The organism is Pseudomonas sp. SAR267 (genome assembly GCF_052077595.1).
Classification (GTDB): Bacteria; Pseudomonadota; Gammaproteobacteria; order Pseudomonadales; family Pseudomonadaceae; genus Aquipseudomonas; species Aquipseudomonas vlassakiae.
The window spans coordinates 4657598-4679168 of sequence record NZ_JBQIHU010000001.1 but is presented as its reverse complement, the minus strand read 5'-3'; the positions used below and the strand labels follow the sequence as shown (position 1 = coordinate 4679168).

The following is a 21571-nucleotide window of genomic DNA, read 5'->3' as shown; positions in this document are numbered from 1 at the left end:
TACGGCTCGCATTTAGGTGCTATATGTAAAACCCGCCGGTACGCCCGAAGGTGTGCCGGCGGACTCCGCCCTGCCGCCTGATTCAGCCCGCAGCGTGGCCTTCAGCCATGGCCACGATCACCTTGCGCTTGCCGGTGAAGGTGCTGCGGGCGTGGGCGGCGAGCATGTTGTCGAGCATCAGCACATCGCCTTCCTGCCACGGGAAAGCGATGGTGCACTCATCCAGCACACCGCGCACCTCGTCGAGGATCGAGTCTTCGATGGGCGAACCGTCGCCGTAGTAGACATTGCGTGGCAGGTCTTCCTCGTCGACGACCTCCAGCAGGCTCTCGCGCACCTCGGGCGGCAGGTTGGACACATGGAACAGGTGCGCCTGGTTGAACCACACATCCTCGCCGGTTCGCGGGTGGCGGGCCACGGCCTGACAGATCTGGCGGGTGCGCAACTCGCCGTCGTCCTTCCAGTCGCAGGTGATCGCATGGCGCTGACAGTAGGCTTCCACCACTGCCGGGTCGTCACTGTTGAACACCTGCTCCCAAGGCACATCCAGGCCATTGCCGAAGTTGCGCACATACATCAGCCCATGGCGGTTGAAACGTTCGTGGATGCGCGGGTCGATCCGGCGGAACACTTCGCGGCTGTCGGCGATGGGTGTTTCCCCTCCACTCTCGGCGGCGATCATGCTGTAGAACCAGATCTTCATCGGCCATTCACGGGTGTAGGCCTGTTCGTTGTGCAGCGGGATCTTCTGGTGCGGCGGGTACTCGGTGGAGGTGTACACGCCTTGGGTAACGTTGCTGCGCGGGGTAGAGCCGAATTCGTAATTGAGCAGCGGGTGGCCGAAGCCGCCGGCGAAGCTACGGAAAGCCTCGGCGCCGCCCACATTGAAGCCGCGAAAGAGGATGCCGCCGGCGTCGAGCAAGTGGCGGTCGACCAGCTCGCGGATCGGCTCCAGCGCCTCGTTGAGGTCCAGGCCGGCGTGGGGCGCCTCGACCAGCAAGGGCAGGCTGCGCTGGCCAGGCAGCAGAGGCCGGGCCAGCAGTTCCAGTATGGCGCTCATGATCTCCCCCTTGCGGCAACCGGCCGCAGCGGGCTGAGCAGCAATTGATAGGCAACAGGCAGCGCCTGGCTGGCCTTGAAGCAGGTGGCGGCAAGCATCCTTCGACCCTCGATGAAATGACAGCAAGCTCCGGTTCGGGCGCGCGCAGCGCACGTCGGCCTTGTGCAAAGGAAACGAGGGGAAGAGGGAGGGATTTAGCGTGGATGGCGTCCCCGGCAGGAATCGAACCTGCACCAGAGTCTTAGGAGGACCCCGTTCTATCCATTAAACTACAGGGACTGAAACCCGCCAGCCATGTGTGCTGCCTGAATGCAGCAACAGCGGGACGGCGAGCATGTTAACCAGCGCGCCACCGTTTGTCATGCCTGAATCGGGCTTTTTGCACGCAGGTTTTTTCTGAGTGCCGTTCAGGCAATCAATTTTTCCTGACGCAGCAGACCGAGCAGGGCCACAACTGCCGTTGCCAGGTCACCTGAATTGTCGAGGTGGTGGATCGACGGTGCAGCTTCCAATTTCAGCCGGGCATTGCGCGCCAGGCGCTGGTCGACCTGCCCCGGCGTTTCCCGCCCACGGGCGAGCAAGCGTTCACGCAGCACCTCGGGTTGCACTTCCAGGCACACGGCCAAAAGATCAGGGTAGCGCGTCTGCGCTTCAGGCAGATAAGCCCGCGAACCATTGACCAGCACCGAGTGCCCTTGCGCCAGCCACTGATCCACCTGGGCCGGGATCCCGTACTCCAGGCCATTGGCCCGCCAGTGCATGGCGAAGGCGCCCTCCTCGCGCATCTGCGCGAACCGCTCCGCGCTTACGCCATGGGCTGCTTCACCCTTGGCCTCGGCGGAACGCGTGATAACGCGACGGGCAATTTCCACCCCTGCGGCGGACAATTGCGCGCGAGAAGCATCGATCAGGGAATCTTTTCCCGAACCTGAGGGTCCTATCAGGAATATCAGGCGGCCTGAGGCTCCATCTCGGGCGCTTGCGTCATGTTGCATAGCCACTATTCTCTATGGAAGGAAACCCGCGCATTCTAGGTGTTTTCTGTGTCCTTTGCTGCGTTTTGCAGGTTTTTGGCGGCAAAAGGCTGACGGTGCGACGGGCCGGATGATGTAAAACTTTTCAAACCAGTACTCATTTCTGATAATTGGTACTGGCAAAAAGCCTTTATCCGGCTCACTATTTGTCACAGAATTGACGCCAAGGAAACGGCGACCATGAGGCAAGATGACCTTCCAAATATTCATGACGGTTGAACATTTTGTCGTCGCCACGGTCGTACTTCCACCCCGTGCGGCCAATTTGAGAACCGCTTCCCCTGAACCAGTAAATCCGGTCAATTTATATGCGCCCAATGAAACAGGCTATTTATTCGAGCCGCACCGCTGACAAGTTCGTCGTCCGCCTGCCAGACGGGATGCGTGAGCGCATTGCCGAGGTAGCGCGCAACCATCACCGCAGCATGAACTCCGAGATCATCGCGCGCCTGGAGCAGAGCCTTATCCAGGAAGGTGCGCTGGGCGACGAGCTGAGCATGCGCCTGGACAGCCCGGAGCTGTCGCTGCATGAGCGCGAGCTCCTGCAACGTTTCCGCCAGCTGTCACACCGCCAGCAGAATGCGCTGGTGGCCCTCATCGCTCACGATGTGGAAATGGCCGCCGACGCCTCCTGAGGCCGGCAGCGAGCAGACACGAAAAAGCCAGCGTATGCTGGCTTTTTTGGTTGCGTCTTAAAAGCGACACGGCCGCTCCTGCATGATCCGTCTCAGAGCAGGAACAGTGTCGCCAGGCCCAGGAAGATGAAGAAGCCGCCACTGTCGGTCACGGCGGTGATCATCACGCTCGAACCCATGGCCGGATCGCGCCCCAGGCGCGTCAGGGTCATGGGAATCAGCACGCCCATGAAGGCCGCCAGCAACAGGTTCAGCGTCATGGCGGCGGTCATCACCACGCCAAGAGACCAGCTGCCATAGAGCCAGAAGGCCACCGCGCCGATGACCCCACCCCAGACCAGGCCATTGAGCAGCCCCACCGCCAGCTCCTTGCGCATCAGCCGGCTGGTATTGCCCGGCGACACCTGGTCCAGCGCCATGGCACGGACGATCATGGTGATGGTCTGGTTGCCCGAGTTGCCACCAATACCGGCAACGATTGGCATCAGCGCAGCCAGCGCCACCAGCTTCTCGATCGATCCTTCGAACAAACCGATCACCCGTGAGGCGACAAAGGCGGTAATCAGGTTGATCGCCAGCCAGGCCCAACGGTTGCGCAGCGAACGCCAGACCGAGGCGAAGATGTCTTCCTCTTCACGCAAACCGGCCATGTTGAGGACTTCGCTTTCGCTCTCCTCACGGATCAGGTCGACCATTTCGTCAATCGTCAGACGGCCGATCAGACGATCACCCTTGTCGACCACTGGCGCCGAAACCAGGTCATAACGCTCGAAGGCCTGAGCCGCGTCGTAGGCATCTTCCTCAGGATGGAAAGACACGGGGTCGGTCGCCATGACCTCCGCCACTTTCTTCTCTGGGTCGTTGACCAACAGGCGCTTGATTGGCAATACGCCCTTGAGAATGCCTTCATAATCGACCACGAACAGCTTGTCGGTATGGTTGGGCAGCTCTTTCAGGCGGCGCAGGTAACGCAGCACCACTTCCAGGCTGACGTCTTCGCGGATGGTGACCATCTCGAAGTCCATCAGCGCACCGACCTGCTCCTCGTCGTAACTCAGTGCCGAGCGCACCCGCTCGCGCTGCTGGGCATCGAGGCTTTCCATCAGTTCGTGAACCACGTCACGCGGCAGCTCTGGCGCCAGGTCGGCCAGTTCGTCGGCGTCCATTTCCTTGGCGGCAGCCAGGATTTCGTGATCGTCCATGTCGGCGATCAGCGACTGACGAACAGAGTCGGAAACCTCGAGGAGGATGTCGCCGTCGCGGTCCGAGCGCACCAGCTGCCAGACCGTCAGACGGTCTTGCAAGGGCAAGGCTTCGAGGATGTAGGCGATGTCGGCAGGGTGCAGGTCGTCCAGCTTGCGCTGCAGGTCGACCAGATTCTGACGGTGGACGAGGTTTTCAACCAGGTCGTTGTGCTGACCTTCCTGACGGTGGGTCAGGTCTTCCACCACACGTTGGCGCTGCAGCAGTTCGACCACCTGGGCCAGGCGATCCTGCAGGCTCTCTTGAGCTTTCTTTACTTCTACTTCAGTCATAGGCGAACTCCACTCCCAGCAGCGGAGCACGCCGGGAGAATCAATCAGTCAGATCTAGCTGTAAGAAACTTGTTAGGGAGTAACTACTGGGTAAGTCCATGGTGGTTTTCCACAAGCCCCGGCGGGGCTGACGGGCGCAATCATACACTGCCTGAGCTGTCAGATCGCTTAAAATTTCGGCCAGAACAATCGTTTGCGAGATAAAGCTGGGACAACGCTCGATGCCACCTGTGCGACGGCATGCGCGTGATAAAGAACACATCTACCGCGCAAAAGTCAGTCGGGCTGGTTACTGTGCAGTCTAGTCAGGCATCACTGACAAAACAGTGAAAGAGAAAAACAAAAAGCCCGCTCAAGTGAGCGGGCTTCTTATCGTGTATGGCGGACTCAGCAGGATTCGAACCTGCGACCGCTCGGTTCGTAGCCGAGTACTCTATCCAGCTGAGCTATGAGTCCGTGGGTGGCAGTTTCAAACCAGATACCGCTGGTGAATGAAGCGACTTTGCAAGCAGAGCCACTTCAAAAGTGGCGGACTCAGCAGGATTCGAACCTGCGACCGCTCGGTTCGTAGCCGAGTACTCTATCCAGCTGAGCTATGAGTCCGTGGTTGGCAGTTTCAAACCAGATACCGCTGGCGCATGAAGCGACTTTGCAAGCAGAGCCACTTCAAAAAAGTGGCGGACTCAGCAGGATTCGAACCTGCGACCGCTCGGTTCGTAGCCGAGTACTCTATCCAGCTGAGCTATGAGTCCGCGTTTGGTAATTTTAGACCAGGTTACCACTGGTGATTTGAAGCAGCCTTGCATGCAAAGCCACTTCAAAAGTGGCGGACTCAGCAGGATTCGAACCTGCGACCGCTCGGTTCGTAGCCGAGTACTCTATCCAGCTGAGCTATGAGTCCGTGTCTTGCCGCGCATGATAGTTCGCTGAAACATTTTTGCAAGAACTTTTTCGTTTAACTTCAACGACTTAGCGTTCTTACCGTTTACAGCGCCCTACGCAAATAATGGCGGTGAAGGGGGGATTCGAACCCCCGATACCCTTATGAGGTATACTCCCTTAGCAGGGGAGCGCCTTCGGCCACTCGGCCACCTCACCGCAACACGAGGCGAATATTAAACAGGCTCTTCCTCGTTTGCAACCCTTTTTTTGAAAAAAACTTCAAAAAAATTAAAGGCTTGGCTCCTCGTCCTTCTCTTTCTTGATCCGCAGGTAGATTTCTTCGCGGTGAACGGCCACTTCTTTAGGGGCGCTGACACCAATACGCACCTGGTTGCCTTTCACGCCAAGCACCGTCACGGTGATCTCGCCGTCTCCAATGATCAGGCTCTCGGCGCACCGACGAGTCAGAATCAACATAGCTTTCTCCTTACGCAAAACATTCAGGGATTACAGTCTTGGGATGTCAGGCCTGAGCGCGGACGACGCACATGGCCTGGATGATCGCCCCGCTGGCAGGCCAACGCCTGCGTGGCGACCAGAAACGCGAAGGGCGCGGCCAAGCCGCGCCCTCCAGGCAAGGCGTTACTCGCCCTGTCGGGCCGGAGCGTCAAGTTCGAACGCGGTGTGCAGCGCGCGTACGGCCAGCTCCAGGTACTTCTCTTCAATGACCACCGAGACCTTGATTTCGGAGGTGGAGATCATCTGGATGTTGATGCTCTCCTTGGCCAGGGCTTCGAACATGCGGCTGGCAACGCCCGCGTGGGAGCGCATGCCAACGCCGACGATCGACACCTTGGCGATCTTGGTGTCGCCTATCACTTCACGGGCACCGATCTCACGCGCGGTGTTTTCCAGCACGCTGTAGGCCTTCTCGTACTCGTTGCGGTGCACGGTGAAGGTGAAGTCGGTGGTGTTATCGTGGGAAACGTTCTGCACGATCATGTCCACCTCGATGTTCGAAGCGCTGATCGGGCCGAGGATCTTGAAGGCAACGCCCGGGGTGTCCGGTACGCCACGAATGGTCAGCTTGGCCTCATCACGGTTGAAGGCGATACCGGAAATGATCGGCTGTTCCATGGATTCCTCTTCATCAATGGTAATGAGGGTACCTGGACCCTCCTTGAAGCTGTGCAGCACGCGCAGCGGAACGTTGTACTTGCCGGCGAACTCCACCGAGCGGATCTGCAACACCTTGGAACCAAGGCTGGCCATTTCCAGCATCTCTTCGAAGGTGATCTTCTCCAGGCGCTGCGCCTGCGGCACAACACGCGGGTCGGTGGTGTAGACGCCATCGACGTCGGTGTAGATCTGGCACTCGTCTGCCTTCAGCGCAGCCGCCAGGGCCACGCCGGTGGTGTCGGAGCCACCACGGCCGAGGGTGGTGATGCTGCCGTGCTCGTCGACACCCTGGAAACCGGCCACCACGACCACGCGGCCTTCCTTGAGGTCGGCACGGATCTTCTGGTCGTCGATCTGCAGGATGCGCGCCTTGTTGTGCGCGCTGTCGGTGAGGATGCGCACCTGGTTGCCGGTGTAGGACACCGCTGGCACACCACGCTTGATCAAGGCCATGGTCAACAGGGCAATGGTGACCTGCTCACCGGTCGACACGATCACATCCAGCTCACGCGGAACCGGCTGATCGGTGATCTGCTTGGCCAGATCGATCAGGCGATTGGTTTCACCGCTCATGGCCGACAGCACAACCACCAGGTCGTCGCCCGCTTCACGGTGTTTCTTGACCTTTTCGGCTACCTGCTCGATCCGCTCGATGGAACCGACAGAGGTGCCGCCAAATTTCTGTACGATCAACGCCATTTCAATGGTGCCTCAGCCCGTACCGGGCCTCAAAAAAACCATCCAACATGAAGGAGCAGATGACTAGACCACCCGCCCCTTCATCTCAAAGTCCCTGCTCTGCGAACGGCACGGCCAGCGCCAGCGCCTGGTCCAGCGCAGCGACGTCGACGCCACCACCCTGGGCCATGTCCGGACGGCCACCGCCCTTGCCACCCACTGCCGCAGCGGCTTGTTTCATCAGGTCACCAGCCTTGAGTTGGCTGGAGAGGTCCTTGGTCACGCCGGCCACCAGCACGACCTTGCCCTCATGCTCGCTGCCCAGCAGGATCACTGCGTGGCCGAGCTTGTTCTTCAGCTGATCGACCAGCGCCAGGAGTGCCTTGCCATCCTGCCCATCCAGGCGGGCGGCAAGCACCTTGACACCTTTGACCTCAACGGCCGCATTGGAGAGATCGTCCCCGGCGGCGCTGGCGGCCTTGGCCTGCAGCTGCTCGAGCTGCTTTTCCAGCTGGCGGTTGCGCTCGAGCACAGCCGACAGCTTGTCGATCAGGTTGTCACGGTTGCCCTTGACCAGCTGCGCGGCTTCCTTGACCTGCTCTTCGGCAGCGTTCAGGTAGTCCAGCGCAGCGGCACCGGTAACCGCTTCGATACGGCGCACACCCGAGGCCACGCCGCCTTCGCTGATGATCTTGAACAGGCTGATATCGCCGGTGCGCTTGGCGTGGATACCGCCGCACAGCTCGACGGAGAAATCGCCGCCCATGCTCAGAACGCGCACGGTGTCACCGTACTTCTCGCCGAACAGGGCCATGGCGCCCTTGGCCTTGGCGGTTTCGATATCGGTCAGCTCGGTTTCAACCGGGGTGTTCTTGCGCACTTCACGGTTGACGATGTCTTCCAGGGCCTTGATCTGCGCAGGCGATACCGCCTCGAAGTGGCTGAAGTCGAAACGCAGGCGCTGGCTGTCGACCAGCGAGCCCTTCTGCTGTACGTGCTCGCCCAGCACCTGGCGCAGCGCTTCGTGCAGCAGGTGAGTGGCCGAGTGGTTCAGCGAGGTGGCGTGCTGCACGTCGGCATCGACCTTGGCCTCGACAGGCGAGCCGATGACCAGCGCACCGCTGGCGACCACACCGTGGTGCAGGAAAGCACCGCCGGTCTTGGTGGTGTCGCGCACGTCGAAGCGTGCGGCGCCGGCCTGCAGGAAGCCGCTGTCGCCGACCTGGCCACCGGATTCGGCATAGAACGGGGTGCGGTCGAGCACCACGACGCCCTGCTCGCCTTCACCCAACTGGTCGACAGACTGGCCGTCCTTGTACAGGGCGATGATCTTGCCCTGGCCTTCGGTGGCGTCATAGCCGAGGAACTCGGTGGCGCTGTCGATCTTGACCAGGCTGTTGTAGTCCATGCCGAAGCTGCTGGCAGAGCGGGCACGCTCGCGCTGGGCTTCCATTTCACGCTCGAAGCCGGCTTCGTCGATGGTCAGCTCGCGCTCGCGAGCGATGTCGGCGGTCAGGTCCATCGGGAAACCGTAGGTGTCGTACAGCTTGAACACCACGTCGCCCGGGACCACGTCGCCCTTGAGCTGAGCCAGGTCCTGCTCGAGGATGCGCAGGCCCTGCTCCAGGGTCTTGGCGAACTGTTCTTCCTCGGCCTTGAGCACGCGCTCGATGTGCGCCTGCTGGCTCTTCAGCTCGGGGAAGGCCTCGCCCATCTCGGCGGCCAGCGCAGCGACGATCTGGTAGAAGAAGCTGCCCTTGGCGCCCAGCTTGTTGCCGTGACGGCAAGCGCGGCGAATGATGCGGCGCAGCACGTAGCCACGGCCTTCGTTGGACGGCAGTACGCCGTCGGCAATCAGGAAGCCGCAGGAACGGATGTGGTCGGCAACCACTTTCAGCGAAGCCTGGCCGTCGTTGCTGCAGCCGATGGCCTTGGCCGCGGCAGACAGCAGGTTCTGGAAGAGGTCGATCTCGTAGTTCGAGTGCACGTGCTGCATGACCGCACTGATGCGCTCCAGGCCCATGCCGGTATCCACCGACGGCGCTGGCAGCGGGTGCAGCACGCCGTCGGCGGTGCGGTTGAACTGCATGAAGACGTTGTTCCAGATCTCGATGTAGCGGTCGCCGTCTTCTTCCGGCGAGCCGGGTGGGCCACCCCAGATGTCGGCGCCGTGGTCGTAGAAGATCTCGGTGCAAGGGCCGCACGGGCCGGTGTCACCCATGGTCCAGAAGTTGTCGGAGGCGTATGGGGCGCCTTTGTTGTCGCCGATGCGCACCATGCGCTCGGCCGGCACGCCGACTTCCTTGGTCCAGATGTCGTAGGCTTCGTCATCGGAGGCGTAGACGGTGACCCAGAGCTTTTCCTTGGGCAGGTTCAGCCACTTGTCGGAGGTCAGGAAGGTCCAGGCGAAGGTGATCGCATCGCGCTTGAAATAGTCGCCGAAGCTGAAGTTGCCCAGCATTTCGAAGAAGGTGTGGTGACGCGCGGTGTAGCCGACGTTTTCCAGATCGTTGTGCTTGCCACCGGCACGCACGCACTTCTGGCTGCTGACAGCGCGGGTGTAGGCACGCTTCTCGGCACCGAGGAAGCAGTCCTTGAACTGGTTCATGCCAGCGTTGGTGAACAGCAGGGTCGGGTCGTTGTTCGGGATCAGCGAACTGGAGGCGACTCGGGTATGGCCCTGCTCTTCGAAGAAGCGGAGGAAGGCTTCACGGATTTCTGCGCTTTTCATAGGTTCTTCCACGGAAACGGCGGCCCTAGGGGGCAAACACGTCGACGAAACGACGGCAAAGGGCCGCATTATATCGGTCCTGCAAGCAAGGTGCAGTGTGTTTATGCGATAGAAAGCGTCGATTGGACGGCTTTCAAGGCGCTTGCAAACGAAAATGACATGCCCGGATGCTAAATGCAGCCTTTCGCCACTGGCAAGCCAATTACCGCGCAAGGGAAGGGAAAATGGAACAGGCGGTGAATTAAAAGGTTTTCATCAGCGATCGGATCCGACAACCTGCCGCCGTTTTCAGCGGCGGCCACGGCCTCAGCCCAGGCGCTGCCCCGAATCAGGCACGATCAGGATGCCGGCGCGCAGGCCATTCTTGACCCTGGGATTGGGAAAAATGATCCGCGCCCCCTCCTCCTCGACCACCCAGCGCATCTCCGCCAGGTCCTCGGCCAACAAGTACCCTTTGCTCAGCTCGGAGAAGTTTTCGATGTCCGCCGGCAGGTGCAGGTGGAAGTTGTCGCTGTGCTTGATGATCTCGCGGGCGACGCTGAACAGCTTGAGGCCGTCCAGCGAGCCGTCGATTTCAGGCTCGGTATCCTCGATGATATGAATCAACCGTTCTTCAAGCCTGTCGAGGTTGACGAGCTCGTTCTGCCCGAACGGCCGCGCCTTGCCCAGCTCCAGAGTGAACGCCTCGGCATCCAGTTGCTCGTAGGTGAAGGCACTGAAGGTGATGGATGACTTGCTTTGCAACAGCACCGCCTCCATGCCGGCAGCAGCCAGGCGGGCCAGCTCGCGACGGGAATGCTTGCGCCCCTCCTTGTAAGGGTAAAGGGCGAACTGCTCGATCTTCGAACCACGGATGGCGGTATGCAGGTCGTAATGCAGGCGGGTACGCCCAGGCTTGCTGAAGAACACCCGGGCGAACTGTTCCAGCTCGGCAGCACGCAATGCCTCGAACCCACTGGAGAGCTCATGACGACCGTTGAACAGCCGGTTGATATCCTGCTCGATAAAACGCTCGCCCTTGCGGATGGCGACCGGGTTGCCGAACAGGAACAGAATCCGTGCTCGCGGCTTGATCTTGCCATTGGCCACGCCATGCAGGAGCCTTTCGAGCAGTTCGATCGGTGCTGTTTCGTTACCGTGAATACCGGCCGACAGCAGCAGATCGAGCCCACAATCCTCGTTTTCGGGCGGACGCACTTCCAGTGCGCCCTCCCCCAACCAGCGCAAGCGCACGCCCTTGGTTGTCACTTGGGTCTTCTCGGCCGGTTCGTGATCGGTCAGGGTCAGCTCGAGCAATTTGCCAAGGGCGAGCATAGGCGCTTCCTTAGTGGTGGTGGCCGCAGTCAGGGCCATGGACATGATCGTCCTCTTCGCCGACTTCCGCCGGCTCCATTTCCAGCTGCAGGCTGACCAGGTTGGTGGCCATCGGACGCAGCAGCAGGTTGGCGTATTCGACATCGCCTTCCTCGACATCCACGCCGATCAGCAGCTGGCCACGGCCGTCCTGCTGGACCCACACTTCCTTGCCTTGCCAGACAATGGCAAAACGGGTGCAGGAGGTTTCCAGCTGGGTGCCGTCTACATCTTCGAGGATCAGGCGCAGGGCGTCGGTCATTGCAAATTCTCTCTTCAAGGTTGGCGTTGGAACGGGTACACCGAGCCCAACTTCAGGATCTGGGTCAATTCATCCAGCGCGGTGCGGCACTCCAGCAGCAGCTGCGGGTCGGCAAGGTCGGCTTCGCCAAGGCGATCGCGGTAGTGCTTGTCGACCCACTGCAGCAGAGTGTCGTACAGCGGGGCGGTCATGATAACGCCTGGATTGACCGCTGCCAGTTCCGATTCCTTCAATGCCACGCGCAACCGCAGGCAAGCCGGGCCACCGCCGTTCTGCATGCTCTGCTTGAGGTCGAACACCTTGACCTCCTTCACCGCACCGCCTTGGGCGGTCAACTGCCCCAGATAGGCCCAGACCCGCTCATTGTTGCGGCACTCTTCCGGCACCACCAGCAGCATCGAGCCATCGTCACGGCTGAGCAGCTGGCTGTTGAACAGGTAGGAGCGCACGGCATCTTCTACCGTCACCGCCGCACGCGGCACACGGATGGCCTGGAAGTTGCCACCCTTGCTGGCCAGTTTAGCCTGCAGCTGGCCAAGTACCGCGTCGGTCTCGAGGAAAGCGTCCTCATGATAGAAAAGCACTTCACCGTTACCGACCGAAATCACATCGTTGTGAAACACGCCCTGGTCGATCACCGCCGGGTTCTGTTGAGCGTAGACCACACCGTCCTCGTTCAGGCCGTGCAGCCGCGCCACAGCCTGGGAGGCCTCCAGCGTTTGCCGCGCCGGATACTTCTGCGGCGCGGGGTAGCGGCTATCGAAGGCACTGCGGCCATAGACGAAGAACTCCACCCCGGCTTCACCGTATTCGCGGCAGAAGCGCGTATGGTTGGCCGCGCCTTCATCGCCGAACTGCGCCACGGCGGGCAGCGCTTCGTGGTGGGCGAAGTGCTTGTCGTCGTTGAACATCGCCGCCAGCACACGGCTGGTGGTCGGGTGCTCGATACTGCGGTGGTACTTGCAGTTGAGGTTGGCAGCCGTGAAGTGCACGCGACCATCGGCCGTGTCGGCGCTCGGGCTGACGGTGGCGGCGTTGGCCACCCACATGCTTGAGGCCGAGCAGCTGGCGACCAGCAGTGGCATGGCCTCCTTGGCGGCACGCCGAATCACCTCGGCATCGCTGCCGCTGAAGCCCAGGCGGCGCAGGGCGGCCACGTCCGGGCGTTCCTGCGGCGCCAGCACGCCCTGCTTGAAGCCCAGGTCGGCCAGCGCTTTCATCTTGGCCAGGCCCTGGCGCGCCGCTTCCCGCGGGTTTGACCCTTGCTGGCTGTTGCTCTGCGAAGCCACGTTACCGTAGGACAGGCCGCCGTAGTTGTGGGTTGGCCCCACCAGGCCATCAAAATTCACTTCATAGGATTTCATCGGCTAGGCTCCGTGACCTGTTGTTATAGGGTGACGCCCGGCGTCAGGGTCGCCGGCAGGGCAAGGCTGGCGGTCTCCAGCGAAGCCACGGGGTAAGCGCAGTAATCGGCTGCGTAGTAGGCACTGGCGCGGTGGTTGCCACTGGCACCGACCCCACCGAATGGCGCACTGCTGGCGGCGCCGGTCAGCTGTTTGTTCCAGTTGACGATACCGGCGCGGCTGCGCAGCCAGAAATACTGGTAACGCGCCCGTGAATCGGACAGCAGGCCGGCGGCCAGCCCGTACTGGGTGTTGTTGGCCTCGTCGATGGCGGCATCGAAGTCGGCGTAGCGGATAACCTGCAGCAACGGGCCGAAGAACTCTTCGTCCGGGCGCTCGGCCAGCGCAGTCACATCCACGATACCCGGAGTGAGCAGCGCGGCGTGGGCCTGGGGCTGGGTCATTGCCAGCAGCTCCAGCGCACCTTTGGCCAGCAGTTCGGCCTGGGCCGTCATCAATGCCTGCGCGGCCTGCAACGAGATCACCGAGCCCATGAAAGGTGCCGGCTGTTGGTCGAAGGCGCCGACGGTAATGCTGCGGCACACCTCGACCAGCCTCGCGATCAGCGCATCGCCCCAGGCGCCCTGCGGCACCAGCAGACGGCGCGCACAGGTGCAGCGCTGGCCGGCAGAAATGAATGCCGACTGGATGATGGTGTACACCGCGGCATCAAGGTCCTTGACCTCATCCACCACCAGCGGGTTGTTACCGCCCATTTCCAGGGCGAGGATCTTCTCCGGCCTGCCGGCGAACTGCTGGTGCAGCAGGTTGCCGGTGCGGCTGGAGCCGGTGAAGAACAGGCCATCGATACCCGGGTTGGCGGCCAGCGCCACACCGGTTTCACGGGCGCCCTGCACCAGGTTGAGCACACCGGCCGGCAGGCCAGCGGCGATCCAGCAGTTGACCGTCAGTTCGGCGACCTTGGGGGTCAGCTCGCTGGGTTTGAACACCACGCAATTGCCCGCCAACAGTGCCGGCACGATGTGGCCATTGGGCAAATGGCCGGGGAAGTTGTACGGGCCGAACACCGCCACCACGCCGTGGGGCTTGTGCCGCAGCACGGCGGTGGCGTCGGCCAGCGGGCCACTCTTCTCGCCGGTACGTTCGCGGTAGCTCTGCACGGAGATCGCCACCTTGTTGACCATGCTGGTCACTTCCGTGGCCGATTCCCACAGCGGCTTGCCGGTTTCCTCACCGATGCAATGTGCCAATGCCTCGGCATGCTGCTTCAGCTGCTCGGCGAACTTCTCCAGCACCTCGATGCGGGCCTCCAGGCTCAGTTGCGCCCAGGCCGGGAACGCCTGGCGAGCCGCCTTGACGGCTGCGTCGACCTGGCCGGCATCGGCCCCCTGCCCTTGCCAGACGACCGCCTGGGTCACCGGGTTGAGCGACTGCAGGGCTTCGCCCTGGCCTGCCAGCCAGTTGCCTGCGATGTAATGCGTAGTCATTTACTGGGCCTCCCGGCTTGCCGACAGCGGCACGGCGCGTACGTTGTCGCCGGCGCCCATGCGCAGGCGCTTGGCGGTCAGCGGGTCGACCACCAGGGTGCCCGCGGCGAGGCGCGCGGGGGCTGCGGTGATGCGGCAGTCGTCGCGCTTGCGGTTGTGAATGATGTAAGGGGTCGCGTCATCACCCGGCGTGCCCACGGCCAGCACAAGGGTCTCGCTGTCGCGCACGGCGCGGATCTTCGACGTCTCGCATTCGATGGCCGGGCCGGCATCGAAGATATCGACATAGCCCTGGTAGCTGAAGCCTTCCTGCTTGAGCATCGCCAGCGCAGGTTCGGTGTCGGTGTGCACACGGCCGATGACATTGCGCGCAGCTTCGGACAGGAAGCAGGTGTACAGCGGGAACTTGGGCATCAGCTCGGCAATGAACGACTTGTTGCCCACGCCAGTGAGGTAGTCAGCCTGGCTGAATTCCATCTTGAAGAAGTGCCGGCCCAGGCTTTCCCAGAATGGCGAACGTCCTTGCTCGTCGGACATGCCGCGCATTTCAGCGATGATCTTGTTGCCGAACAGTTCAGGGAACTCGGCAATGAACAGCATGCGCGAACGCGACAGCAGGCGGCCGTTGAGCCCGGAGCGGTGATCGCTGCGCAGGAACAGCGAGCACAGCTCGGAGTTGCCGGTCAGGTCGTTGGCCAGGAACAGCGTGGGGATTTCGCGGTAGATCTTCAGCTCCTGGGAGGCGCTGACCGTGAGGCCGACCCGGTAGTTGTACCAAGGCTCACGCAGGCCCACGGCGCCGGCGACGGCGCTGATGCCAACCACCAGGCCCTCATCGTTCTCCAGCACGAACAGGTAGTCGGTGTCACCACGCTCGGCTTCGCCGCGGAAGCTCTTTTCGGCCCAGCCGACGCGGTGGCCAAGGCGCTCCTCGTTGGCCGGCAAGGTGGTCAGCCCGGTGGTGCCGGTGCTGCGGGCCAATTCGATCAGCGCGGGTAAATCGCTGCTGCGTACAGGACGAACGATCATGCTATCTCCTTGTGCGGTGGCCAGTGCCTGCCGCATGACTCTCTATACCTGCCGGTTCTCCCGGCTAGCGCACCGTGGCTCAGGCGGCGACCAGGCGCACGCTGGCGCCTTCCCCAACACCGAGGGCTTCGGCCGCCTGGCTGCTGAGGCTGACCGGCTTGCCCGGCACCCAGTCCAGCTCCAGCAGCACGGCGCGGTAATCCTGCAACTGGCCGTTGCACACCAGGTAAGGACGACCGCCCTTGACCGGGGTGTCGTCCACCTTGACCGGCACCACGCGGCTCTGGGCGATCGAGCGGATGCCCGAGGTACGCGCATGCAGCGTCGGGCCGCCGTCGAAGATATCGATGTAGTGCTCGGTCTCGAAGCCTTCGCGCATGAGGATGTCGAAGGTGATCTGTGCCCGTGGGTGCACCTGGCCCATCGCTTCCTGGGCGTCGTCGGGCAGCAGTGGCACGTAGATCGGGTAATGCGGCATCAGTTCGGCGAGGAAGGTGCGGCTCTTGAGGCCACACAGGCGCTCGGCGTGGGCATAGTTGAGGTCGAAGAAGTTGCGACCGATGGCATCCCAGAACGGCGATTCGCCTTGTTCGTCGCTGTAGCCGACGATCTCGGTAACCACCGAGTCGGCGAAGCGCTCCGGATGCGAGGCCATGAACAGCAGGCGGCCACGGGAGTTGAGCTCGGCCCAGCCACTGTTCACCAGTTCCGGCAACACATAGAAGCTGGTCAGCAGGCTGTTGCCGGTCAGGTCGTGGCACAACGAGAGGACGTGGATCTTGTTGTGAATCTTCAGTTCACGCGAAGCATGCACGAAGGTTTCGTTGCGGAAGCTGTAGAACGGCTCGGAATAGCCAGCCGAGGCGACGATGGCCGAACACCCCGAAAGCTTGCCCGTCTCGCTGTCCTCGAGCACGAAGAAGTAGCTTTCCTCACCGTTGAAGCTGACTTCAGCGGCGAAGGAGGTTTCCGAGGCGGCAATCTTGTCGCCCAGGCGGGCGGCATCGTCCGGCAGCGAGGTGACACCAACGGGGCTGTCGGCAGCCATGCGCTGCACTTCGTTCAGATCAGCCATTTGCGCGGGGCGCATCACCAGCATGGTGTCACTCCTTTGGAAAAACGGGCCATTCACGACGGCACGGAAAATCGGCGGGCGCATCAGCCCCCGCACTGGAATTCGAGGTTCACCGGCCCGAGGCCTCGAACGGCCCCGGCCGGTGAACGGACCGCAGGCCGATCAGCCTTGGGTCAGTTGCGCCACAGCGCGTTCGAAGCGATCGAGTCCTTCATCGATGTCGGCATCTTCGACCACCAGGCTTGGCGCGAAGCGGACCACATCCGGGCCGGCCTGCAACACCATCACGCCGTCTTTTTCAGCAGCGTTGAGCACGTCCTTGGCCTTGCCCTTCCAGGCTTCGGACAGCACGCAGCCGATCAGCAGGCCGACGCCCCGTACCTGGCTGAACAGACCGTACTGCTGGCCGATCTTTTCCAGGCGGGACTTGAAGCGCTCGTGCTTGGCCTTGATGCCCGCCAGGGTTTGCGGGGTATTGACCACGTCCAGCACCGCGCAGGCGACGGCGCAGCCCAGCGGGTTGCCGCCGTAGGTGGTGCCGTGGGTGCCGACCGCCAGGTGCTTGGCGATGTCGGTGGTGGTCAGCATGGCGCCGATCGGGAAACCGCCGCCCAGGCTCTTGGCACTGGTCAGAATGTCCGGGGTCACGCCGAAGTGCTGGTAAGCGTACAGCGAGCCGGTGCGACCAACGCCAGTCTGCACTTCGTCGAAGATCAGCAGGGCATTGTGCTCGTCGCACAGCTTGCGCGCGCCTTCCAGGTAAGCCTTGTCGGCCGGTACCACGCCACTTTCACCCTGGATCGGTTCGATCACCACGGCGCAGGTCTTGTCGGAAATCTGTGCCTTCAACGCTTCCAGGTCGTTGTAGGGCACATGGCTGATGCCGGTGATCTTCGGGCCGAAGCCGTCGGAGTACTTGGGCTGGCCACCGACGCTGACGGTGAACAGGGTGCGACCGTGGAAGCTGTTCACGGTAGAGATGATCTCGTGCTTCTCAGGGCCGAAGCGGTCGTGGGCGACGCGACGGGCCAGCTTGAAGGCGGCCTCGTTGGACTCGGCGCCGGAGTTGCAGAAGAACGCCCGGTCGGCAAAGGTGGCATCGACCAGCTTGTGCGCCAGGCGCAGGGCTGGTTCGTTGGTGAATACGTTGGATACGTGCCAGAGGGTGTTGGCCTGTTCGGTCAGGGCCTTGACCAGGGCCGGGTGGCAATGGCCCAGGGCGTTCACCGCGATGCCGCCGGCAAAGTCGATGAGTTCGCGGCCCGACTGGTCCCAGACGCGGGAACCCTCGCCTCGCACAGGAATGAAGGCCGCCGGAGAATAATTGGGGACCATGACCTGGTCGAAATCGGCACGTTGCACCGGGGCTTGCTCAACGGACATCTGAGTCTCCTGAAGAGGAACGCTGGCCTGGAAGTGGCGAGCGATGGGGGGATTGTAAGGACTGAACCGCGCCTGTCCTTGCGGCCAAGCGACAACTTGTTACAGCGCAAAACCCTGTTTTAGCCAGGCTTTCGGCAATGCGACAAACACTGTCGCAATCGCGCAGTGTACGGGAGAGAGAGGGCTGGGTGAACGGGTGTTCACAAGGGATTGGACGGCTGCAGGCGTATGCCGATAGTTTGGCGGCGCCTGTGAGATCGAGCGCCGCCCGCGCGGCGCATCGCGGGCAAGCCCGCTCCCACATCTGTTTCGGACCAGTCCCTCCTGTGAAGCCAACAGGGACCGCCTTGGTGCATGACAGGAGATTGATGGAAGGCAGCTGCGCAACCCTCGATATCGAAAGGAACAAACAAGGCGGATCCTGTTGGCAGCACAGGAGGGACTGGCCCGAAACAGATGTGGGAGCGGGCTTGCCCGCGATGCGCCGCGCGGGCGGCGCTCGATTTCGGCACCACCATCAAACCCAAGGCATGCGCCCGAAACACACCGACACCTCAGCCTTTTTCGGCCGGTGCCGAGCTCAATTCGAACGGGCTGCTGCTGCGCCGCTGGTTGCGATCCTCCCGCGGCGTGGCGCCGAAGAAGTTGCGATAGGCACTGGAGAAATGCGGCCCCGAGGAGAAGCCACAGGACAAGCCAATCTGGATGATCGACTTGCTGGTCTGCATCAGCATCTGCCGCGCCTTGTTCAGCCGCAGTTCCAGGTAATACTGGCTCGGCACGCGGTTCAAGTACTGCTTGAAAATCCGCTCCAGCTGCCGACGCGATACGCAGACATGCTGGGCGATTTCGTCGGTGGTCAGCGGTTCTTCGATGTTCGCTTCCATCAACAGCACGGCCTGGGTCAGCTTCGGATGGCTCGAGCCAAGGCGATTCTGCAGCGGAATGCGCTGGCGCTCGCCCCCTTCGCGAATGCGCTCGACCACCAGTTCCTCGGATACCGCCCCCGCAAGCTCCGCCCCATGATCGCGGGCCAGCACCGCCAGCAGCAGGTCGGTAACTGCCATGCCACCACAGGCGGTCAGGCGGTCACGATCCCAGTCGAACAAGTGGCTGGTAGCAATCACCTTGGGGAATCGTTCGGCAAAGTCGTCCTGCCAGCGCCAGTGCACCGCAGCGCGATAGCCGTCGAGCAGGCCGAGCATGGCCAGCGGGTAAACCCCGGCGGACAGGCCGCCAATCATGCAACCACTGCGCGCCAGCTGCTTGAGCGCCGCCGCAAGCGCCGAACCCACTGGCTGAGGCAGGTCGTCGGCCAGCAGAAAGAGCTTGTGGCAGCCCTCCAGGCGCCCGTTCCACGGCTCGCCCGGAAGGCGCCAGGCGCCCTCCCCGGCGGGCTCCGCCTGAAGGAAGGCGATCTCGTAGACGACCTCTGGGTGCACCCGCTGGGCCACCAGCAACACTTCCTCAGCCAGCGCCAGGGTCAAAGGCTTGGTGCTTGGCCAGATGAGAAAACCGATTCGCTGGGTGGTCATAGGGTGCGGTCCGAAACCTGGGTTCGTTCGAGTCTGTGGCGCCGGGTCACGCTGCGCTCGCTGCGCAGCATGCCCTATTCTGGTGCAAAGGTGCAGCCTTTACTTCAGGCTGCCGGAGAGGAACTGCTGGAGCCGCTCCGATTGCGGGTTAGCGAGCACTTCACGCGGGCAGCCGGTTTCTTCGACCAGGCCTTTGTGCAGGAACACCAGCTGGTTCGACACCTCGCGGGCAAAGCCCATTTCGTGGGTCACCACCACCATGGTGCGGCCTTCCTGGGCCAGTGCCTGCATCACCTTGAGCACGTCCCCCACCAGCTCCGGGTCGAGCGCCGAGGTTGGCTCGTCGAACAGCATGACCTCTGGCTCCATGGCCAGGGCCCGGGCAATCGCCACACGCTGCTGCTCGCCGCCGGACATATGGCCGGGGAAAGCGTCCTTGCGGTGCGCCACGCCGACCTTGGCCAGGTAGTGCTCGGCCTTCTCCAGGGCCTCCTTCTTATTCACACCCAGCACATGCACCGGCGCTTCGATGATGTTCTCCAGCGCAGTCATGTGCGACCACAGGTTGAAATGCTGAAACACCATCGACAGGCGCGAGCGCATGCGCTGCAGCTGGCGCGGGTCGGAGGCCTTGAGCGCGCCATCCTTGCCTGGTACCAGCTTGAGTTCTTCATTGTTGAGCAGGATCTTGCCTGCATGGGGCTGCTCGAGCAGGTTGATGCAGCGCAGGAAAGTCGACTTGCCCGAACCGCTGGAGCCGATGATGCTGATCACGTCGCCTGCCTTGGCCGCCAGGGACACGCCCTTGAGCACTTCATGGCTGCCGTAGCGCTTGTGCAGGTCTTGGACTTCGAGTTTATACATGCTGTCGGTTCTCACAGAGCGTTCAGTGCTTGCGCGGCGCCAGGTAGCCGAGCCAGCGGCGTTCGGCCATCTTGAACAGGCGCACGAGGATGAAGGTCAGGCACAGGTAGAACACGCCCGCCGTGATATAAGCCTCGAAAGGCAGGTAGTACTGGGCATTGACCGTGCGCGCGGCACCAGTGATGTCGATCAGGGTGACGATCGACGCCAGGCTGGTGGTCTGCAGCATCATGATCACTTCGTTGCTGTACTGCGGCAGGGCCCGGCGCAGGGCCGATGGCAGCAGGATGCGGCGGTACATCTTCATGCGCGACATGCCCATGGCCTTGGCCGCTTCGATCTCGCCATGGGGCGTGGCCTTGAGGCTGCCAGCGATGATTTCCGCAGTGTAGGCACTGGTGTTGATGGCGAAGGCCAGGCAGGCACAGAAGGTCGCGCTGGACAGCCACGGCCAGAAGATGCTTTCGCGCACCGTCTCGAACTGGGCCAGGCCATAGTAGATCAGGAACAGCTGCACCAGCATCGGCGTGCCGCGGATCACGTAGGTGTACAGCCAGGCGCTCAGGTTCACCAGCGGCTGCCTGGATACCCGCATCAGGCCCAGCGGGATCGCCGCCAGCAGCCCGAACAGCAGCGACAGCGCCAGCAGCTTGAGGGTGGTCAGCAGGCCGCCGAGATACAGCGGCATGGCTTCCCAGACGACGTTGTAGTCGAAAATCATAGTTCAGCCACCTTGACGCCAACCGAGTAGCGGCGCTCCAGATACTTCAGCGCCAGCAGCGAAATACTGGTGATCACCAGGTACAGCGCAGCCACGGCCAGGAAGAAGGTGAAAGGCTCGCGGGTGGCGTCGGCCGCCTGCTTGGCCTTGAACATCATGTCCTGCAGGCCGACCACCGAGATCAGTGCCGTGGCCTTGGTCAGCACCAGCCAGTTGTTGGTGAAGCCCGGGATGGCCAGGCGGATCATCTGTGGCACCTGGATGCGGAAGAACACCTGGCGCGCGCTCATGCCATAGGCCACGCCGGCTTCGGCCTGGCCCTTGGGGATACCGAGGAACGCACCCCGGAAGGTTTCCGACAGGTACGCACCGAAAATGAAGCCCAGCGTGCCGATACCGGCCACCAGCGGGTTCAGGTCGATGTAGTCGTCATAGCCGAGCAGCGGCGCCACCCGGTTGATGATGTCTTGGCCGCCGTAGAAGATCAGCAGGATCAGGACCAGGTCGGGGATGCCACGGATCACCGTGGAATACAGATCCCCCAGCCAGGCCAGCCAGCGCACCGGCGACAAGCGCAGCGCCACGCCGATCAGGCCGAGGACGATGGCCAGGGCCATCGACGACAAGGCGAGCTGTAGCGTCAGCCACGCCCCGTCGAGGATGACTGCCCCATAGCCTTTCAACATGATTGGGATTCCTCAGGGCTTGGGAATGAAAAATGGTGCAAACCTCAGAGCCTCTGCTGTTTGCACCATTGCACAGGT

At 62.2% G+C, this 21571-nt stretch carries 18 protein-coding genes and 6 tRNA genes; 1 reads left to right on the top strand and 23 read right to left on the bottom strand.

Features of this window, described 5'->3' with window-relative positions; genetic code table 11:
* Positions 1-82: 82 nt before the first annotated feature.
* The 3 genes from ACTORR_RS22080 to phnN form a co-directional block, all read right to left on the bottom strand.
* Positions 83-1060 (bottom strand): TauD/TfdA family dioxygenase, encoded by a 978-nt coding sequence (locus ACTORR_RS22080; protein WP_313364882.1) that lies wholly within the window; start codon positions 1058-1060, stop codon positions 83-85.
* A 204-nt stretch (positions 1061-1264) separates the two neighbouring features.
* Positions 1265-1339, bottom strand: a tRNA-Arg gene (locus ACTORR_RS22075).
* A gap of 128 nt (positions 1340-1467) precedes the next feature.
* The gene (gene phnN, locus ACTORR_RS22070; RefSeq protein WP_054886202.1) at positions 1468-2055 is read right to left on the bottom strand and encodes a phosphonate metabolism protein/1,5-bisphosphokinase (PRPP-forming) PhnN; all 588 of its coding nucleotides are present in this window, start codon (positions 2053-2055) and stop codon (positions 1468-1470) included.
* Between the two features lie 347 nt (positions 2056-2402).
* Between phnN and ACTORR_RS22065 the strand changes: the two genes are divergently transcribed.
* The gene (locus tag ACTORR_RS22065; protein ID WP_003254499.1) at positions 2403-2729 is read left to right on the top strand and encodes an Arc family DNA-binding protein; all 327 of its coding nucleotides are present in this window, start codon (positions 2403-2405) and stop codon (positions 2727-2729) included.
* Positions 2730-2821: 92 nt separating this feature from the next.
* Here the strand turns inward: ACTORR_RS22065 and mgtE are convergent, their stop codons facing one another.
* The 20 genes from mgtE to ACTORR_RS21965 all read right to left on the bottom strand — a co-directional run bounded on the left by mgtE (position 2822) and on the right by ACTORR_RS21965 (position 21493).
* Entirely contained in the window at positions 2822-4264 is a 1443-nt protein-coding gene (mgtE, locus tag ACTORR_RS22060; RefSeq protein WP_054886203.1) for a magnesium transporter, read from the bottom strand.
* Between the two features lie 379 nt (positions 4265-4643).
* Positions 4644-4720 (bottom strand) — tRNA-Arg (locus tag ACTORR_RS22055).
* A gap of 70 nt (positions 4721-4790) precedes the next feature.
* Positions 4791-4867: transfer RNA gene (locus ACTORR_RS22050), tRNA-Arg, on the bottom strand.
* A gap of 72 nt (positions 4868-4939) precedes the next feature.
* Positions 4940-5016 (bottom strand) — tRNA-Arg (locus tag ACTORR_RS22045).
* 72 nt (positions 5017-5088) lie between these two features.
* Positions 5089-5165: transfer RNA gene (locus tag ACTORR_RS22040), tRNA-Arg, on the bottom strand.
* Between the two features lie 106 nt (positions 5166-5271).
* A tRNA-Ser gene (locus ACTORR_RS22035) sits at positions 5272-5362 on the bottom strand.
* A gap of 72 nt (positions 5363-5434) precedes the next feature.
* Positions 5435-5623, bottom strand: coding sequence for a carbon storage regulator CsrA (csrA, locus tag ACTORR_RS22030; RefSeq protein WP_003254503.1), 189 nt, complete (start codon positions 5621-5623; stop codon positions 5435-5437).
* Between the two features lie 165 nt (positions 5624-5788).
* The gene (locus tag ACTORR_RS22025; protein ID WP_099815407.1) at positions 5789-7024 is read right to left on the bottom strand and encodes an aspartate kinase; all 1236 of its coding nucleotides are present in this window, start codon (positions 7022-7024) and stop codon (positions 5789-5791) included.
* 85 nt (positions 7025-7109) lie between these two features.
* Positions 7110-9734: an alanine--tRNA ligase gene (gene alaS, locus ACTORR_RS22020; RefSeq protein ID WP_441343893.1), complete on the bottom strand. Its 2625-nt coding sequence runs from the start codon at positions 9732-9734 to the stop codon at positions 7110-7112.
* 306 nt (positions 9735-10040) lie between these two features.
* A complete protein-coding gene (gene astE, locus ACTORR_RS22015) occupies positions 10041-11048 on the bottom strand; it encodes a succinylglutamate desuccinylase (protein ID WP_054886206.1) in 1008 nt (335 codons plus the stop codon).
* A gap of 10 nt (positions 11049-11058) precedes the next feature.
* Positions 11059-11349, bottom strand: coding sequence for a hypothetical protein (locus ACTORR_RS22010; RefSeq protein WP_054886207.1), 291 nt, complete (start codon positions 11347-11349; stop codon positions 11059-11061).
* 14 nt (positions 11350-11363) lie between these two features.
* Positions 11364-12713 carry an N-succinylarginine dihydrolase gene (gene astB / locus ACTORR_RS22005; protein ID WP_054886208.1) on the bottom strand — a complete coding sequence of 450 codons (1350 nt, stop codon included), beginning with the start codon at positions 12711-12713 and terminating at the stop codon, positions 11364-11366.
* A 23-nt stretch (positions 12714-12736) separates the two neighbouring features.
* A complete protein-coding gene (gene astD, locus ACTORR_RS22000; protein ID WP_313365810.1) occupies positions 12737-14200 on the bottom strand; it encodes a succinylglutamate-semialdehyde dehydrogenase in 1464 nt (487 codons plus the stop codon).
* Positions 14201-15229 (bottom strand): arginine N-succinyltransferase, encoded by a 1029-nt coding sequence (astA, locus tag ACTORR_RS21995; protein ID WP_313365811.1) that lies wholly within the window; start codon positions 15227-15229, stop codon positions 14201-14203. It lies immediately after the preceding gene.
* Positions 15230-15308: 79 nt separating this feature from the next.
* Positions 15309-16328, bottom strand: coding sequence for an arginine/ornithine succinyltransferase subunit alpha (aruF, locus tag ACTORR_RS21990; protein ID WP_054886211.1), 1020 nt, complete (start codon positions 16326-16328; stop codon positions 15309-15311).
* A 138-nt stretch (positions 16329-16466) separates the two neighbouring features.
* Positions 16467-17687 (bottom strand): aspartate aminotransferase family protein, encoded by a 1221-nt coding sequence (locus ACTORR_RS21985; RefSeq protein WP_054886212.1) that lies wholly within the window; start codon positions 17685-17687, stop codon positions 16467-16469.
* A gap of 554 nt (positions 17688-18241) precedes the next feature.
* On the bottom strand, positions 18242-19222 hold the full coding sequence (gene argR, locus ACTORR_RS21980) for a transcriptional regulator ArgR (protein ID WP_054887051.1): 981 nt from the start codon (positions 19220-19222) through the stop codon (positions 18242-18244).
* A 99-nt stretch (positions 19223-19321) separates the two neighbouring features.
* Positions 19322-20086: an ABC transporter ATP-binding protein gene (locus tag ACTORR_RS21975; RefSeq protein ID WP_054887052.1), complete on the bottom strand. Its 765-nt coding sequence runs from the start codon at positions 20084-20086 to the stop codon at positions 19322-19324.
* Positions 20087-20108: 22 nt separating this feature from the next.
* Positions 20109-20807, bottom strand: a complete 699-nt coding sequence (locus tag ACTORR_RS21970) for an ABC transporter permease (RefSeq protein WP_054887053.1) — start codon at positions 20805-20807, stop codon at positions 20109-20111.
* Positions 20804-21493, bottom strand: coding sequence for an ABC transporter permease (locus ACTORR_RS21965; RefSeq protein WP_027921088.1), 690 nt, complete (start codon positions 21491-21493; stop codon positions 20804-20806). Before ACTORR_RS21965 ends, ACTORR_RS21970 begins: the two co-directional genes overlap by 4 nt.
* Positions 21494-21571 lie beyond the last annotated feature (78 nt).

Coding starts and splice junctions, on each gene's coding strand:
- astA (WP_313365811.1), bottom strand. CDS start 15,229: ATGATCGTTCGTCCTGTACGCAGCAGCGATTTACCCGCGCTGATCGAA.
- csrA (WP_003254503.1), bottom strand. CDS start 5,623: ATGTTGATTCTGACTCGTCGGTGCGCCGAGAGCCTGATCATTGGAGAC.
- mgtE (WP_054886203.1), bottom strand. CDS start 4,264: ATGACTGAAGTAGAAGTAAAGAAAGCTCAAGAGAGCCTGCAGGATCGC.
- astB (WP_054886208.1), bottom strand. CDS start 12,713: ATGAAATCCTATGAAGTGAATTTTGATGGCCTGGTGGGGCCAACCCAC.
- ACTORR_RS21975 (WP_054887052.1), bottom strand. CDS start 20,086: ATGTATAAACTCGAAGTCCAAGACCTGCACAAGCGCTACGGCAGCCAT.
- astD (WP_313365810.1), bottom strand. CDS start 14,200: ATGACTACGCATTACATCGCAGGCAACTGGCTGGCAGGCCAGGGCGAA.
- ACTORR_RS22080 (WP_313364882.1), bottom strand. CDS start 1,060: ATGAGCGCCATACTGGAACTGCTGGCCCGGCCTCTGCTGCCTGGCCAG.
- ACTORR_RS21985 (WP_054886212.1), bottom strand. CDS start 17,687: ATGTCCGTTGAGCAAGCCCCGGTGCAACGTGCCGATTTCGACCAGGTC.
- ACTORR_RS22010 (WP_054886207.1), bottom strand. CDS start 11,349: ATGACCGACGCCCTGCGCCTGATCCTCGAAGATGTAGACGGCACCCAG.
- ACTORR_RS22025 (WP_099815407.1), bottom strand. CDS start 7,024: ATGGCGTTGATCGTACAGAAATTTGGCGGCACCTCTGTCGGTTCCATC.
- astE (WP_054886206.1), bottom strand. CDS start 11,048: ATGCTCGCCCTTGGCAAATTGCTCGAGCTGACCCTGACCGATCACGAA.
- aruF (WP_054886211.1), bottom strand. CDS start 16,328: ATGCTGGTGATGCGCCCCGCGCAAATGGCTGATCTGAACGAAGTGCAG.
- ACTORR_RS22065 (WP_003254499.1), top strand. CDS start 2,403: ATGCGCCCAATGAAACAGGCTATTTATTCGAGCCGCACCGCTGACAAG.
- argR (WP_054887051.1), bottom strand. CDS start 19,222: ATGACCACCCAGCGAATCGGTTTTCTCATCTGGCCAAGCACCAAGCCT.
- alaS (WP_441343893.1), bottom strand. CDS start 9,734: ATGAAAAGCGCAGAAATCCGTGAAGCCTTCCTCCGCTTCTTCGAAGAG.
- ACTORR_RS21970 (WP_054887053.1), bottom strand. CDS start 20,807: ATGATTTTCGACTACAACGTCGTCTGGGAAGCCATGCCGCTGTATCTC.
- phnN (WP_054886202.1), bottom strand. CDS start 2,055: ATGCAACATGACGCAAGCGCCCGAGATGGAGCCTCAGGCCGCCTGATA.
- ACTORR_RS21965 (WP_027921088.1), bottom strand. CDS start 21,493: ATGTTGAAAGGCTATGGGGCAGTCATCCTCGACGGGGCGTGGCTGACG.